We start from the raw sequence: 14,677 nt of genomic DNA on the forward strand, positions 1-14,677 counted from the left end.
CCATCACACTACATTGTGCGTCGGGCAAAATCCTTCACTCTGAATCCCAGCACCGTAAGCGTTGCGAAATATGCTGCAATACCAGCCACGACAACAGCCATCAAGCGCAGTAAACGATAAGGCATCGTGCCCAGATCCCAGGCAGGCATAATGTGCATCATGCCAACCAATACCGCCGACATCACAATGACACCGGCAAACAGGCGCCAGAGGAATGCGCTCCAGCCCGGCTGAGGCTGGAAAATATCCTGTTTACGCAGTTGCCAGTATAGCAGGCTGGCATTTAGGCAAGCCCCCAGACCAATCGACAGCGACAGCCCTGCATGTTTGAGCGGGCCAATAAACGCAAGGTTCATTACCTGAGTCAAAACCAGCGTCACGATGGCGATTTTAACCGGGGTTTTGATGTCCTGGCGCGAATAGAAACCGGGTGCCAGGACCTTCACGACAATCAGACCCATCAAACCGACGGAATAAGCCACCAGCGCACGTTGCGTCATTGAAGCATCAAAAGCGGTGAACTTGCCGTACTGGAACAGTGAAACAGTGAGCGGCTTAGCCAGAATCCCCAATGCAACCGCACTTGGCAGCGCCAGCAGGAAACACAGACGCAAACCCCAGTCCATCAGGCGCGAATATTCATCGTGATTACCGCTGGCAAAGCTTTTCGCCAGCGACGGCAGCAAAATGGTACCCAGTGCCACACCAAGCACACCCGATGGGAACTCCATCAGACGGTCAGCGTAGTACATCCAGGAAACTGAACCGGATGTGAGGAACGAGGCGAAAATGGTGTTGATGATTAATGAGATCTGGCTAACGGAGACGCCAAGAATCGCAGGCCCCATCTGCTTAATCACACGCATTGCACCTGCATCTTTCAAGTTCACGCGCGGTAAAACCAGCATGCCAATCTTTTTGAGATGCGGTAACTGATACGCAAGTTGCAACACACCACCGACAGTAACCGCCCAAGCCAGTGCCAGAATCGGCGGGTTAAAGTGTGGTGCAGCAAAAAGTGCAAAGCCAATCATGCTGAGGTTTAAGAAGGTTGGCGCAAACGCGGGGACCGAGAAGCGGTTCCAGGTATTCAGTATCGCCCCACACAGCGAGGCCAATGAGATCAGGAAAATATACGGGAAAGTTATCCGCAGCAGGCTTGAGGTGAGCGCGAATTTATCGGCAGTATCCGCAAAGCCAGGTGCTGTGACCAGAATAACCCACGGGGCCGCAATCATCCCGATGACGGTAACAACCGCCAGTGCGAGTGTCAGAAGCCCGGAAACATAGGAAACGAACACGCGTGTTGCATCTTCACCCTGCTTACTTTTGTATTCAGCAAGAATCGGGACGAACGCCTGCGAGAATGCACCTTCGGCGAAAATACGGCGTAGAAGGTTCGGTAATTTGAATGCCACAAAAAAGGCATCCGTCGCCATTCCTGCGCCAAAAACCCTTGCCACAATGGCGTCACGTGCAAATCCGAGCACGCGAGAAAACATCGTCATCGAGCTGACGGCTGCCAGCGATTTTAATAGATTCATTTATTATATGGTTCCACAAACATCAACGCCTGCAAGGCAGGCGTTGTTAAGGGACATTTCGTAGGCGCGTAGTCTACCGATACTCTATTTAAATAGCACTCGTGTTATTCGCTCATGGCATCGCGCCACAACTTCTCTACCACGCGCTGGGCCATCAACGCCTGCTCACCGGAGGTTTCAGGAACTGTCTGATTTGCCACACAATCAAGGAAATGACGCGCACATCCAGCGAAACCGCGTTGTTCGAGTGTGGTTTGCCAGCCCGGAATTGGACGATTCACCACGCCATTGCCGCACTCTTCACGCCATTCGCGCATATCTGTAACGTCGTACAAGCCACCCTCTGTGACGGCCTGAACCCACTCACGTTGGCTACCCGCCCGGCGATGCATACTGGTGGTGATTTGTAGGTTGCCTCGGGCAAAGTGATGTTCAGCATAAAGCATGTGCCCCTGATCGTTGGTCAACAGGGTCCCGCTTTGTAATTGTGCTTCACCGCCAGCCAGCCACAGTGCGGTATCAACCACATGTAGATAATCATCAAGCAAAGTAAAACGCAGATCGTTTGGCCCAACGCTGTCGGCACGATGTTTATCCATCCGTACCGATGAGCCATTCGCCAGCATCGCTTTCAAATCCTGGTACAGCGGTGAAAAACGACGGTTAAAACCAACCATCAGCGTACGCTTGTGACGCTGTGCCATTTCCACTAAACGTTCAGCATCGGCAAGGTTTTCAGCAAGCGGTTTATCCACACAAACATGGACGCCCGCCTGCAATAACTCACTGACTACCGCGTAATGGCTACTGGTCGCACTGTGAACGAACACGGCATCACACTGTGCCGCCAGTTCAGCAATAGAAGGAATATAGGGGATACGCCAGGTGTCACAGACTTTCTGCGCTTTCGCCTGTGTTGGGGAAAACGCGCCCTGAAGCGTCCAGTCGCTGGAGGCTCCCAGAACGGGTAGCCATGCTTTTTGCGCAATGCCACCTAAACCGACAACGCCTACGCGAAGTTTAGTCATCAATTAATCTCCGAGATGAGCCAGCAGTGAATCCAGGCGTTGCTTAAGATCGGCAACTTCATTTTCAAGCTGCTCGACACGCGCCGTTAAATCGCCAGCAGGCGCAACAGTACTTTCTGGCGCTGCAATCTGTGACGTATCCACATCACCGCTGAAAAGATGCATATAGCGGCTTTCACGTTTGCCGGGTTCACGCGGTAAGCGCACCACAAAAGGGCCATCTTCGCGATTCGCGAGATGTTCAAGAGTCGCTTCAACCTGCGCCATATCGCTGAATTCAAACATTCTTCCGGAGCGGGTACGCAATTCACCTGGCGTTTGGGCGCCACGTAGCAGTAAGGCAGTGACCACTGCGACTTCTGCCGCAGAAAGTTTAAGGTCACCAAACTCTGAATTACAAAAACGTTGCTCATATTTAGTTACGCGATTGCCAAACCCGCTGACGGTGCGCAAAAAGTGGCGTTTGACCAGAATATCCAACGTTTCCTGGACATCATGCTCTTTCAGATCCATCACCGGTTCGCGGTTGGTCTTCTGGTTACATGCCGTCACCACACCGTTGACAGACATCGGATATTGTTCGGGAGTGGTCACCTGCTTTTCCATCAGGCTACCCACAACGCGTGCTTCAACCGCAGTTAACTGATATTTCATTTCTTGTCCTTAACGCCCAGGGGTCCATTCTTTGGTAGTTAGCGCGGTCAGAACATGATCCCGCCACACGCCATCAATCAATAGATACTCTTTGGCATAGCCTTCTTTTTCAAAACCAAGGCGCGCAAGAAGATCGCCGCTGCGCTGATTATGCGGCATGTAGTTCGCCATGATGCGATGGATATGCTGGCTACGCTGCATGTAGCGAATAGCCGTGGTCAGTGCTTCAAACATCATGCCCTGCCCCTGCCATTTCTCACCAAGTGAGTAGCCCAGATAGCAGGCATGAAATGAGCCCCGCACTACGTTTGAGAAGTTGGCAACGCCAAGGATCTCTTTTTCTTCTGGATCGAGCAGCGCAAAGTAATAAGCGCTACCGGTTTTATGCATTTCGCTAATCATGCCAAGCCGCGCCTGCCAGCCGGAAGGATAGCAATGGCTGTCATCACGAATGGGTTCCCAGGGTTTCAGGAACTGACGGTTTTCAGCGTAATAATCTGCCAGACGCCATGCATCTCGCTCGTACACCAGACGCACCACCATGCGGTCCGTTGTTAAGCGTACTTTCGGCACGTTACTGCGGTAGCCAAACATGTTCACCCTACTCCTCACATCCCACGTATTTTTGAGCCAACGTAATTACTATACCTGCCCCTTGCGATGGAAGGAAAACAACAACATGCAGATTTCTCATCCGGCGATACTTTTTTCGATTAACGCGTTAAATCAAAGCGCTGGATTGATAAAAAAATATTGTCGCCATACGCCCTGTCAAAAAACCTGAGAGCAGTGGAGAATAGCGGTTTGTCACACTTTTAAGTTCCCTGGAGGGGAGATGTCACGGGTAGCGCAGGCCAGGAGCCTGGGTAAATACTTCTTATTGCTCGATAACATGTTAGTTGTATTAGGCTTCTTCGTGGTTTTCCCTCTTATTTCCATTCGCTTTGTCGACCAGATGGGTTGGGCGGCGTTAATGGTCGGTATCGCGCTGGGCCTGCGTCAGCTTACTCAGCAAGGGTTAGGTATTTTCGGTGGGGCCATCGCCGACCGGCTAGGTGCCAAACCGATGATTGTCACCGGAATGCTGCTGCGGGCCGTCGGTTTTGCACTGATGGGTATCGCCCATGAACCCTGGGTGTTGTGGTTATCGTGTTTTATTTCCGGTATCGGCGGCACGTTATTCGACCCACCGCGGGCAGCCCTGGTGGTGAAACTGGTGCGCCCACACCAACGCGGCCGTTTCTTCTCGATTTTGATGATGCAAGACAGCGCAGGAGCTGTCATTGGAGCACTACTTGGCAGTTGGTTGCTGCAATACGATTTTCGTCTGGTGTGTGGCGCGGGTGCGGTGATGTTTGTGATTTGTGCGATGGTCAACGCCTGGCTGCTTCCGGCCTATAAACTCTCCACCATTCGGACACCAATACTCGAAGGCATGGGGCGCGTGCTGCGCGACAAACGTTTCATCACTTATGTCTTAACGCTTGCCGGGTATTACATGCTGGCGGTGCAGGTGATGCTCATGCTGCCAATTATGGTGAATGAAATTGCCGGTACGCCTGCAGCGGTGAAATGGATGTATGCCATTGAAGCAGCACTCTCCTTAACGCTGCTCTATCCGATTGCGCGTTGGAGCGAAAAACGCTTCCGTCTGGAGCAGCGCCTGATGGCGGGTTTATTCCTGATGTCACTCGCCATGCTGCCGATTGGCCTTGCCAATAACCTTCAACAACTGTTCACACTCATTTGTGTGTTTTATGTTGGTTCCATCATTGCTGAACCAGCACGAGAAACGCTGAGCGCATCACTTGCTGATTCCCGTGCTCGCGGCAGTTACATGGGCTTTAGTCGACTGGGTTTGGCAATTGGTGGCGCATTTGGTTACGCCGGTGGCGGTTGGCTATTTGATGCCGGGAAAAGTATCAACCAGCCAGAACTTCCGTGGGTGATGTTAGGAATTATAGGCTTCATCACGCTTATCGCATTATGGTGGCAATTTAGCCCGAAACCGGTAGACCCCTCTATGCTCGAGCCCGGCAACTAGTTTGCAGCCCCTGGTATTCTCCTCCATACTCAAAAATTGACGGATTTTTCCTGACGATTGATATGGAGGAGTAACGTGAAGCTTTATATTTACGATCACTGCCCTTTCTGCCTCAAAGCACGCATGATTTTTGGCTTAAAGAATATCCCCGTTGAGCTGGTCGTCTTGCTAAACGACGATGAAGCAACCCCGACGAAAATGATTGGCAAGAAAATGGCGCCAATTCTGCAAAAAGATGACAGTCGCTACCTACCTGAAAGCATGGATATCGTGCACTACGTCGACAAACTTGATGGTGAACCACTTTTAACTGGTGCAGCTAACGCAGCCATCAGTGACTGGTTACGCCACGTCAATAGCTATGTCCAACACCTGTTATTGCCGCGTATTGCGAAAGCACCTTTTGATGAGTTTGCCACACCTGCTGCGCGTGCTTATTTCACACAGAAGAAAGAGGCAATGATCGGTTCTTTTGCTGACCATCTGACGCATTCACCGGGCCTGACCAAAAAAATCAGCGATGATTTACGCAAGCTCGATAAACTTATCGTGCAGCCAAATGCCGTCAACGGTGAGTTGTCCGATGACGATATCCACCTCTTCCCACTGCTGCGTAACCTGACGCTGGTTGCCGGAATTGAGTGGCCGAGTCGTGTTGCTGCATATCGCGATAATATGGCTAAACAGACGCAAATTAATCTGCTCTCATCCCACGCTATTTAAAGAATGATAACGGTTCTACGGCGGGTAAGTTAACCCGCCTTTATCTCATGGTTCAGAAACTCATTTTGTTGAATAAAAAATTAAGCCTTTTCCTGTAGCACGCCCTGCACTGGTACATCATGATGCTTTATGTCAGGATCTGTGACCGATGCAGCATGTTAAGGAAATCCATGAAAAAAATAGTTTTAGCCGCAGCCTTGATGCTCAGCGGATTAGTGGTGGGTTGTAACCAGCTAACGCAGTACACCGTCAGCGAACAGGAAATCAACCAGGCGCTGCACAAACGGAATAATTTCTCTAAAGACATTGGCCTGCCAGGCGTTGCCGATGCTCATATTGTCTTAACTAATTTAGCCAGTGCGATTGGCCGAGAAGAACCGAACAAAATCACCCTGACTGGCGATGCCAAACTGGATATGACGTCTTTGTTCGGCAATCAAAAAGCTAATATCAAACTTAAACTCAAAGCCCTGCCAGCCTTTAATAAAGAGCAAGGTGCTATCTATTTGCAAGAAATGGAAGTGGTAGATGCAACCGTCGAGCCTGAAAAAATGCAGACGATAGTTCAGACACTGATTCCATATCTCAATCAGTCGCTACGCAATTACTTCAACCAACAGCCAGCTTACGTATTGAGCGAAGATAACAGTGCAGGCGAAAAATTGGCGAAGAAATACGCCAAAGGGATTGAAGTCAAACCAGGTGAAATCATTATTCCGTTCACCGAGTAAGCAAGCAAATACTGGGGAGGCACGTCCTCCCCAAGAAAATCTCAACGAAAATGGTGCAAAGCTAAACGTTTGCGCTTATCCTTTGTGCCCGGCATAAATCATCGTTATTTCCTTCCTACGCCGGAGCACTTTCATGACCGTATTACCTCAGGTATTAAAAATTCGCCGCCCAGATGACTGGCATGTTCACCTTCGTGATGGTGATATGTTAAAAACGGTGGTGCCTTATACCAGCGAAATTTATGGTCGCGCGATTGTGATGCCAAACCTGGCTCCGCCAGTAACAACGGTTGAAGCGGCCATTGCTTACCGCCAGCGTATTCTCGACGCCGTACCGCAAGGGCATAATTTTGAGCCTTTGATGACCTGCTACCTGACCGATTCTCTGGACCCGAACGAAGTTGAACGCGGGTTTAACGAAGGTGTGTTTACTGCGGCAAAACTCTATCCAGCAAACGCAACAACCAACTCAAGCCATGGCGTGACCAGCACCGCCGCAATCTTACCTGTGCTTGAGCGCATGCAGAAAATCGGCATGCCGCTTCTTATCCACGGTGAAGTGACTCACGCTGACATTGATATTTTTGACCGCGAAGCTCGCTTTATCGACAGTGTAATGGAACCGCTGCGTAAGCAACTGCCCGAACTGAAAGTGGTGTTTGAACATATCACCACCAGGGACGCCGCACAGTATGTGAAGGAAGGCAACTCCCTGTTAGGTGCAACGATTACTCCGCAACACTTGATGTTTAACCGCAACCACATGCTGGTTGGTGGCGTGCGCCCTCACCTGTATTGCCTGCCGATTTTGAAACGCAGCGTGCATCAGGAAGCGTTACGTGAACTGGTAGCAAGCGGATGCGTCCGTGTATTCCTGGGTACCGATTCAGCACCACATGCACGTCATCGCAAAGAAGCAAGCTGTGGCTGTGCTGGTTGCTTTAACGCCCCTTCAGCTTTGGGCGCTTACGCGACTGTATTTGAAGAAATGAATGCAATGCAACATTTCGAAGCGTTTACATCTCTCAATGGCCCGCGTTTCTACGGTTTACCTGTTAACCAAGAAACTATCGAACTGGTTCGCACCCCTGTTGAAATGCCAGAAATCATCGAAACATCCGATGACAGCATCGTGCCATTCCTGGCCGGTGAGAAAGTCGCCTGGTCAGTTAACGCATAATTTTTACCGCCCCCTGTTGCATCACGGGTAATATGACTGTATAAATATCCAGTATATTATACAGGGGGATGTTATGCGTATTGAAGTCACTATTGCCAAAACTACATCTCTGCCACCAGGCGCTATTGATGCGCTTGCCAATGAACTTTCACGCCGTATTACTCAACACTATCCTGAAAACAATAATCACGTTCAGGTGCGTTATGCCGCTGCAAATAACCTGTCGGTTTTAGGGGCTACCAAAGAAGACCGCGATCGCATTAGCGAAATATTGCAAGAGACCTGGGAAAGCGCTGACGACTGGTTTGCTGCGGATTAAAAAACAAAATGGGGATGGGCTGGCCGCAATGAACCACCATTTACCTGATATACCCTAAATAATTCGAGTTGTGGGTAGGCGGCCAGGGAGCTTATCCCCAGGAGCTTACTTCAGTAAGTGACTGGGGTAAGTGAGTACAGCCAACACCCCCACAGCTTGAAGTATGACGGGTATAAATAATTCCCTCGTTGTTATCTTTATACCGGGTGTCGCCATCCGGTTTTTTTAATTGTATGAAATTCGCTCATTTAAATAATTCCCTTTCGCGTACATTACACAGAATCATCTGATTCAATAATAAATATCATGCCGGTTTATTGTGCAATTAAGCACTTTATTGTAAAAAAAGTGTTGCAGGGTATTTATTTATCCGTCGAAATAGCTTAATCATTGATATACTTAACTGGCTTCACATTAAACAAGCATTAAACCTCACGAACCGTTGTCTCAAACACACGTATAAAAGGGGTTATGATGGAAAAAAATAGTGATGTTATCCAGACCCATCCCCTTATCGGATGGGACATCAGCACCGTTGATAGCTACGATGCGCTGATGCTTCGCCTGCACTACCTGACCTCGAATACGCAAAAGCACGACGAAACTGAAATCGGTCAAACTTTATGGCTGACCACGGATGTTGCCCGGCAATTTATTTCTATTTTAGAAGCCGGGATTGCTAAGATTGAATCCAGTGATTACCAGGTAAACGATTATCGTAAGCATTGATTGTCGATGCTGCCCAAATAACGCAAGGCACCGTACAGGTGCCTTTTTTATTATTCAGGTTTCACTTTATTGTCAGCCAATCAAGAATTAATTACCCTGCTATATAATGACTCTCAGAGAGAAAAGTGCCATGCATTATGATCTTATCATCGTCGGTAGTGGTTCGGTTGGCGCAGCCGCCGGATGCTACGCTACTCATTCTGGCTTGAACGTGCTCATGATCGACAGCTGCCACCCTCCCCACCAGCAAGGTAGCCATCATGGTGATACTCGCCTGATGCGCCACGCTTATGGCGAAGGGGAAAAATATGTCCCACTGGTGTTACGCGCCCAAACTTTATGGGATGCATTGCAGGAAATCAGCGGCGAGAAAGTCTTTCATCGCACTGGTGTGATTAACCTGGGCCCTGCGGATTCAGCTTTTATCTCAACGGTGCAAAGCAGTGCGCAAATCTGGTCACTGCCGCTTGAGACACTGACTGCTGAACAAATCATGGCACGCTGGCCACAGATTACCGTTCCAGAAAACTACCTTGGCTTATTTGAGCCGAATTCTGGCGTGCTACGCAGCGAGTTAGCGGTGGAAACTTATATCCGCCTGGCAAACCAGGGCGGCTGTGCTCAGTTATTTAACTGCCCGGTCACTGACATTCGCCATACCGCAGACGGTGTAGTAGTTGATACCTCGGAAGGCGAGTTCACCGCCGACAAACTGTTGGTGAGCGCAGGGACCTGGGTCACGAAATTATTACCCGAGCTGCCAGTGACACCAGTGCGTAAAATCTTTAGCTGGCATCAGGCTGATGGGCGTTATAGCGAAAAGAACAATTTCCCTGCATTCACGGCCGAGTTACCCGATGGTAGCCAGTACTATGGCTTCCCGGCCGGCGAAGATAACGAGCTGAAGCTCGGGAAACATAATGGCGGGCAAGTCATCAGTGAACCGCAGCAACGCAAACCGTTTGGCGCTATCGCAACCGATGGCAGTGAAGTGTTCAGCTTCTTACGCCAGATAATGCCAGGTGTTGGCGTTTGCATGCATGGTGCAGCCTGCACCTACGATATGTCGCCGGATGAGGATTTCATTATTGATACTTTGCCCGAGCATGACAATACGTTGGTGATCACCGGGTTAAGCGGGCATGGTTTTAAATTCGCCTCAGTGCTTGGGGAAATTGCGTGTCAATTTGCGTTAGGTAAAGAGCCAGGCTTCGACCTGACACCATTCTCACTTTCACGTTTTAAATGAGCCTGCAATGCACCGCTTTTTTAGCTATCTGATCAATAACGTACGCGAGCATTTAATGCTGTATCTGCTGTTGTCAGCATTACTGATTTTGATTGATGTGATTTATTTGTGGCTGAAATGAAAGGGAATAAACGGGTGGATCAAATTAAACCCACCCGCGCGAGTATTACTCGGGGTCAGGAATACCTAACGTGGTATTTAGTGCTCCACGAGATTTATTGAAAATCTTATTACCGTTTTCGCGCCCTGCGCGACGACGGCGCTGTTCTTCGGGTGAGAGTGCCAGTTCTTCGCGGCAAATGTCGCTGCAACAGCCTGCAAACTTCTGCGCGCAGGATGGACACTGAATAAACAGCAGGTGACATCCATCATTTTTGCAATTGGTGTGGCTATCACAGGAAACCCCACATTGATGGCAGTGAGCAATCACATCATCGGAAATTCGCTCACCCATACGCTCGTCAAAAACAAAGTTCTTGCCAACAAAACGCACTGGAATCCCCTGCTCTCGCGCACGTCGGGCATATTCAATAATCCCGCCTTCAATGTGATAGACGTTCTTAAAGCCGTTGTGCAGCATCCAGGCACTGGCTTTCTCACAGCGAATCCCACCAGTGCAATACATGACAATTTTTTTATCTTTGTCATCCTGCAACATATCTACCGCTTTCGGCAGCTGTTCACGGAAAGTATCAGCCGGGATCTCTAAAGCATCCTGAAAATGGCCCACTTCATATTCGTAATGATTGCGCATGTCGATAAACACGGCTTCAGGGTCATCGAGCATTGCGTTGACATCAGCCGCTTTAAGATAAGAACCGACGTTGCTGGCATCAAACGATGGATCATCAATGCCATCGGCAACAATACGGTCACGCACTTTCATGCGTAGTACCCAAAACGACTTACCATCGTCTTCAAGGGCGATATTTAAACGCACGCCGTTAAGTGCAGGATGGAATCCGTATAGTGTTTCCCGGAACGCATCGACCCGGCTTTGCGGTACGCTGATTTGCGCATTAATCCCTTCATGGGCGAGATATACGCGGCCAAATACATTCAGCGCGGTAAAAGCCAGATAAAGCGCATCGCGCGTGGCTTTAGGTTCTTCAATGGTGAAATACTTATAGAATGAGATTGTGGTGCGTGGCTCGGTTTCAGCCAACATACGCAGGCGCAATTCATCATTCGATATGCGGTTGTGTAACACTGGCATGGTGTTCGCTCGGCTATCGTTGATAAGAAAAAAACTGGGCAGCATCATAAAGCAATTATCGTTAATTTACATCCACGCATTTTGCGCTACATTTTCTTCATCTAGCCGCACCACAATCAACAATTGATGGATTATCAGTCACTCCGCACCTGTTAATTTTGGCTGTCCCACAAAAAGTGTCACAATAGTCTTACTCAAGAAGATCCGGCATTTGCCGTCACAATAGGTTTTACATGACGAACTTACCGCAATTCTCGCGCGCATTGCTTCATCCTCGTTATTGGGGAGTTTGGTTTGGGATTGGCTTACTCTACTTAATTACTCTTCTCCCTTACCCTGTGATTTATCGACTTGGCCGTGGCCTTGGCCAACTCGCCAGGCGCTTTATGAAACGTCGCGTCAGAATTACACGCCGCAATCTTGAGCTCGCCTTCCCGCACAAAACCGTCGAGGAACGTGAGCACTATCTGGAAAAAAACTTTGAGTCCGTTGGCCTTGGCCTGATGGAGACTGGTATCGCCTGGTTCTGGCCAACACGGCGTATCCAGCGCTGGTGTGATGTGAGCGGTGTCGACCAGATTCATGCGGTACAAGAAGCCAAACGCGGCGTACTGCTGATTGGTATTCACTTCCTGACGCTTGAATTAGGCGCACGCATGTTCGGCATGAATACGCCCGGCATTGGCGTTTACCGCCCGAATGACAATCCCCTGCTGGACTGGCTGCAAACCTGGGGCCGCATGCGTTCCAATAAAAGTATGATCGACCGTAAAGATCTCAAAGGCATGATCCGCGCGCTAAAACAGGGCGAGATTATCTGGTACGCACCTGACCATGATTACGGCCCGCGCGGCAGCGTCTTTGTACCCTTCTTTGGCGTTGATCAGGCGGCGACAACCACGGGCACCTATACGCTGGCACGTATGTCGGGCGCGGCAATTGTCCCAATGGTGCCACGCCGCAAACCTGACGGAAAAGGCTATGAGCTGATTATTCTGCCTGCGGAATTTTCACCGCCGCTGGAAACCCCGGAAGGCACAGCGCTCTGGATGAACAAAATCATTGAAGAATGCATCATGATGGCACCTGAGCAATACATGTGGCTGCACCGCCGTTTTAAAACCCGACCCGAAGGCGTTCCTTCACGCTACTAGCTATCTTTCATTTAAGTCATAAGGCGGCCTGAAGCCGCCTTTATTCGTTCTAAAATTGTGTTTCAGAAACATTGCCACCCCAACGCTAACAGGCGCATAATTAGCAAGGTAATAATTCCCCGCATATCTTTTCTGCCCAATTTGGAGTTTTATGACTCTCCCTGAGAGCACCATCAACTGGAAACGAAATCTCACTGTCGCCTGGCTTGGGTGTTTTCTTACTGGTGTCGCATTTAGTCTGGTAATGCCTTTCCTGCCCCTATATGTCGAACACCTTGGCGTAACAGGCCACAGCGCACTGAACATGTGGTCCGGCATCGTTTTCAGCATTACCTTTTTGTTCTCAGCAATTGCATCACCTTTCTGGGGCGGGCTTGCCGACCGTAAAGGCCGCAAAATTATGCTGCTACGTTCGGCACTAGGTATGGCCATTGTGATGGTGCTGATGGGCTTTGCGAGCAATATCTGGCAATTTCTGGCGCTTCGCGCGCTGCTCGGATTATTAGGCGGCTTTGTGCCTAATGCCAACGCGCTGATAGCCACTCAGGTTCCACGCCATAAAAGTGGCTGGGCGCTGGGTACGCTTTCGACAGGTGGGGTAAGCGGAGCCCTTCTCGGGCCGATGATCGGCGGCTTTCTGGCGGATACTTATGGCCTGCGTCCGGTGTTTTTCATCACCGCTGGCGTGCTGTTTACCTGTTTCGTCTTTACCTTCTTCTGCATTCGCGAACAATTCACCCCGGTGCACAAGAAAGATATGCTGCACGCACGCCAGGTTTTAACTTCGCTTAAGAACCCAAAACTGGTGCTGAGTTTGTTTGTCACTACCATGATCATTCAGGTTGCAACTGGTTCCATTGCACCGATTCTGACGCTCTACGTTCGCGAGCTTGCGGGGAATGTCAGCAACCTGGCGTTTATCAGCGGCATGATTGCCTCAGTTCCAGGCGTTGCCGCGTTGATTAGCGCACCGCGATTGGGGAAGTTGGGGGATAGAATCGGGCCGGAGCGGATTTTAATCTGCGCACTGGTTGTCTCCGTCCTTCTACTTATTCCTATGTCGATGGTACAAACGCCCTGGCAATTGGGCGTATTACGCTTCCTGCTGGGCGCTGCCGACGGCGCATTGCTGCCAGCGGTTCAGACCCTGCTTGTCTATAACTCCAGCAACCAGATTGCCGGGCGCATTTTTAGCTATAACCAGTCATTCCGCGATATTGGCAATGTCACCGGCCCGTTAGTGGGCGCGGCCGTTTCTGCCAGCTACGGTTTCCGTACCGTCTTTTTAGTCACGGCCTGTGTGGTACTTTTCAACGCGCTTTACTCATGGATAAGCCTGCGCCGCCCAACAGAACGCATCACGGTTTCAGAAGAGTGATAGCGGATTAAATCTCATACTTGCAACTTTGCAAACAGCGTCAACAATTAACTTGAAAATGCGCTGTAGCGCGCTCCCTGACCTGTAACAAAAGGAGATGAGTATGAGTCTGTACGCGACGCTGGAAGAGGCCATTGATGCCGCACGCGAGCTTTTCCTTGTAGATAACCCGGAGCTTGAAGAAGAGAGTGCCAGTGTTCAGCAACTGAACATTCAAAAGTACATTCTTCAGGATGGCGACATTATGTGGCAAGCCGAGTTCTTCGCAGATGACAGCGAAGATGGCGAATGTTTACCGATGCTCAGTGGTGAGGCGGCCCAAAGTGTATTCGACGGCGACTATGACGAAATCGAGTTGCGCCAGGAGTGGATTGAGGAAAACACGCTGCATGAGTGGGACGAAGGTGAATTTCAACTTGAGCCGCCGTTGGATACAGAGGAAGGGCAAACTGCGGCTGATGAGTGGGATGAACGATAACGCTTATTCGTAAGGCCCGTGGCTGGCATCAATGGGCAATAACAATGTGTCGAAGACCAGCGAAAATGGTAAATCGAGCACTGTAATATAGCGCCATGCACTGTCACGCACGTCCCACTGCACTCCGGGGTAATACTGATTACCATGTCCCTGCCCCGGAACTGCACGGCTGATAATGCTGCCACAACCGCTCAGGGCGCAGGCCGCCAAAATAACCACTAATACTTTTAACAATGCTTTCTCCAGTCTT

General features: G+C 49.9%; 17 protein-coding genes. 11 read left to right on the forward strand and 6 right to left on the reverse strand.

Features of this window, described 5'->3' with window-relative positions; translation table 11 throughout:
• Nucleotides 1–8 precede the first annotated feature (8 nt).
• The 4 genes from murJ to rimJ all read right to left on the reverse strand — a co-directional run bounded on the left by murJ (nucleotide 9) and on the right by rimJ (nucleotide 3,820).
• The gene (gene murJ, locus IX31_RS05490; protein WP_034456196.1) at nucleotides 9–1,544 is read right to left on the reverse strand and encodes a murein biosynthesis integral membrane protein MurJ; all 1,536 of its coding nucleotides are present in this window, start codon (nucleotides 1,542–1,544) and stop codon (nucleotides 9–11) included.
• A gap of 104 nt (nucleotides 1,545–1,648) precedes the next feature.
• Nucleotides 1,649–2,572 (reverse strand): Gfo/Idh/MocA family protein, encoded by a 924-nt coding sequence (locus IX31_RS05495; protein WP_034456197.1) that lies wholly within the window; start codon nucleotides 2,570–2,572, stop codon nucleotides 1,649–1,651.
• A gap of 3 nt (nucleotides 2,573–2,575) precedes the next feature.
• Complete coding sequence (locus IX31_RS05500; RefSeq protein WP_034456198.1) at nucleotides 2,576–3,226, reverse strand: YceH family protein; 651 nt, start codon at nucleotides 3,224–3,226, stop codon at nucleotides 2,576–2,578.
• Between the two features lie 9 nt (nucleotides 3,227–3,235).
• A complete protein-coding gene (gene rimJ, locus IX31_RS05505) occupies nucleotides 3,236–3,820 on the reverse strand; it encodes a ribosomal protein S5-alanine N-acetyltransferase (protein WP_034456200.1) in 585 nt (194 codons plus the stop codon).
• A gap of 241 nt (nucleotides 3,821–4,061) precedes the next feature.
• Between rimJ and mdtH the strand changes: the two genes are divergently transcribed.
• The 8 genes from mdtH (at nucleotide 4,062) to IX31_RS22230 (ending at nucleotide 10,322) form a co-directional block, all read left to right on the forward strand.
• Entirely contained in the window at nucleotides 4,062–5,270 is a 1,209-nt protein-coding gene (gene mdtH / locus IX31_RS05510) for a multidrug efflux MFS transporter MdtH (RefSeq protein WP_034456203.1), read from the forward strand.
• A gap of 75 nt (nucleotides 5,271–5,345) precedes the next feature.
• On the forward strand, nucleotides 5,346–5,993 hold the full coding sequence (grxB, locus tag IX31_RS05515) for a glutaredoxin 2 (RefSeq protein ID WP_034456204.1): 648 nt from the start codon (nucleotides 5,346–5,348) through the stop codon (nucleotides 5,991–5,993).
• 170 nt (nucleotides 5,994–6,163) lie between these two features.
• Nucleotides 6,164–6,724: a lipoprotein gene (locus IX31_RS05520; protein WP_034456206.1), complete on the forward strand. Its 561-nt coding sequence runs from the start codon at nucleotides 6,164–6,166 to the stop codon at nucleotides 6,722–6,724.
• A 133-nt stretch (nucleotides 6,725–6,857) separates the two neighbouring features.
• Nucleotides 6,858–7,904 carry a dihydroorotase gene (pyrC, locus tag IX31_RS05525; RefSeq protein ID WP_034456208.1) on the forward strand — a complete coding sequence of 349 codons (1,047 nt, stop codon included), beginning with the start codon at nucleotides 6,858–6,860 and terminating at the stop codon, nucleotides 7,902–7,904.
• 73 nt (nucleotides 7,905–7,977) lie between these two features.
• A complete protein-coding gene (gene dinI / locus IX31_RS05530; protein ID WP_034456209.1) occupies nucleotides 7,978–8,223 on the forward strand; it encodes a DNA damage-inducible protein I in 246 nt (81 codons plus the stop codon).
• A 474-nt stretch (nucleotides 8,224–8,697) separates the two neighbouring features.
• The gene (gene bssS / locus IX31_RS05535) at nucleotides 8,698–8,952 is read left to right on the forward strand and encodes a biofilm formation regulator BssS (RefSeq protein ID WP_034456211.1); all 255 of its coding nucleotides are present in this window, start codon (nucleotides 8,698–8,700) and stop codon (nucleotides 8,950–8,952) included.
• A 130-nt stretch (nucleotides 8,953–9,082) separates the two neighbouring features.
• On the forward strand, nucleotides 9,083–10,201 hold the full coding sequence (gene solA, locus IX31_RS05540; protein WP_034456212.1) for an N-methyl-L-tryptophan oxidase: 1,119 nt from the start codon (nucleotides 9,083–9,085) through the stop codon (nucleotides 10,199–10,201).
• 7 nt (nucleotides 10,202–10,208) lie between these two features.
• The gene (locus IX31_RS22230) at nucleotides 10,209–10,322 is read left to right on the forward strand and encodes a DUF2770 family protein (protein ID WP_072009411.1); all 114 of its coding nucleotides are present in this window, start codon (nucleotides 10,209–10,211) and stop codon (nucleotides 10,320–10,322) included.
• A 45-nt stretch (nucleotides 10,323–10,367) separates the two neighbouring features.
• On the opposite strand, the gene trhO is transcribed toward IX31_RS22230, so the two are convergent.
• Nucleotides 10,368–11,417, reverse strand: coding sequence for an oxygen-dependent tRNA uridine(34) hydroxylase TrhO (trhO, locus tag IX31_RS05545; RefSeq protein WP_034457174.1), 1,050 nt, complete (start codon nucleotides 11,415–11,417; stop codon nucleotides 10,368–10,370).
• Nucleotides 11,418–11,650: 233 nt separating this feature from the next.
• Between trhO and IX31_RS05550 the strand changes: the two genes are divergently transcribed.
• From IX31_RS05550 to IX31_RS05560, 3 genes are all read left to right on the forward strand, one after another.
• Nucleotides 11,651–12,571 carry a Kdo(2)-lipid IV(A) acyltransferase gene (locus tag IX31_RS05550; protein WP_034456213.1) on the forward strand — a complete coding sequence of 307 codons (921 nt, stop codon included), beginning with the start codon at nucleotides 11,651–11,653 and terminating at the stop codon, nucleotides 12,569–12,571.
• A 151-nt stretch (nucleotides 12,572–12,722) separates the two neighbouring features.
• Complete coding sequence (mdtG, locus tag IX31_RS05555; RefSeq protein ID WP_034456215.1) at nucleotides 12,723–13,949, forward strand: multidrug efflux MFS transporter MdtG; 1,227 nt, start codon at nucleotides 12,723–12,725, stop codon at nucleotides 13,947–13,949.
• Between the two features lie 103 nt (nucleotides 13,950–14,052).
• Complete coding sequence (locus IX31_RS05560) at nucleotides 14,053–14,427, forward strand: MysB family protein (protein WP_034456217.1); 375 nt, start codon at nucleotides 14,053–14,055, stop codon at nucleotides 14,425–14,427.
• A gap of 3 nt (nucleotides 14,428–14,430) precedes the next feature.
• On the opposite strand, the gene IX31_RS05565 is transcribed toward IX31_RS05560, so the two are convergent.
• A complete protein-coding gene (locus IX31_RS05565; protein WP_034456219.1) occupies nucleotides 14,431–14,661 on the reverse strand; it encodes a YceK/YidQ family lipoprotein in 231 nt (76 codons plus the stop codon).
• Between the last annotated feature and the right edge of the window lie 16 nt (nucleotides 14,662–14,677).

Origin of the sequence: Buttiauxella noackiae (genome assembly GCF_000737905.1) — a bacterium.
Lineage (GTDB): Bacteria > Pseudomonadota > Gammaproteobacteria > Enterobacterales > Enterobacteriaceae > Buttiauxella > Buttiauxella noackiae.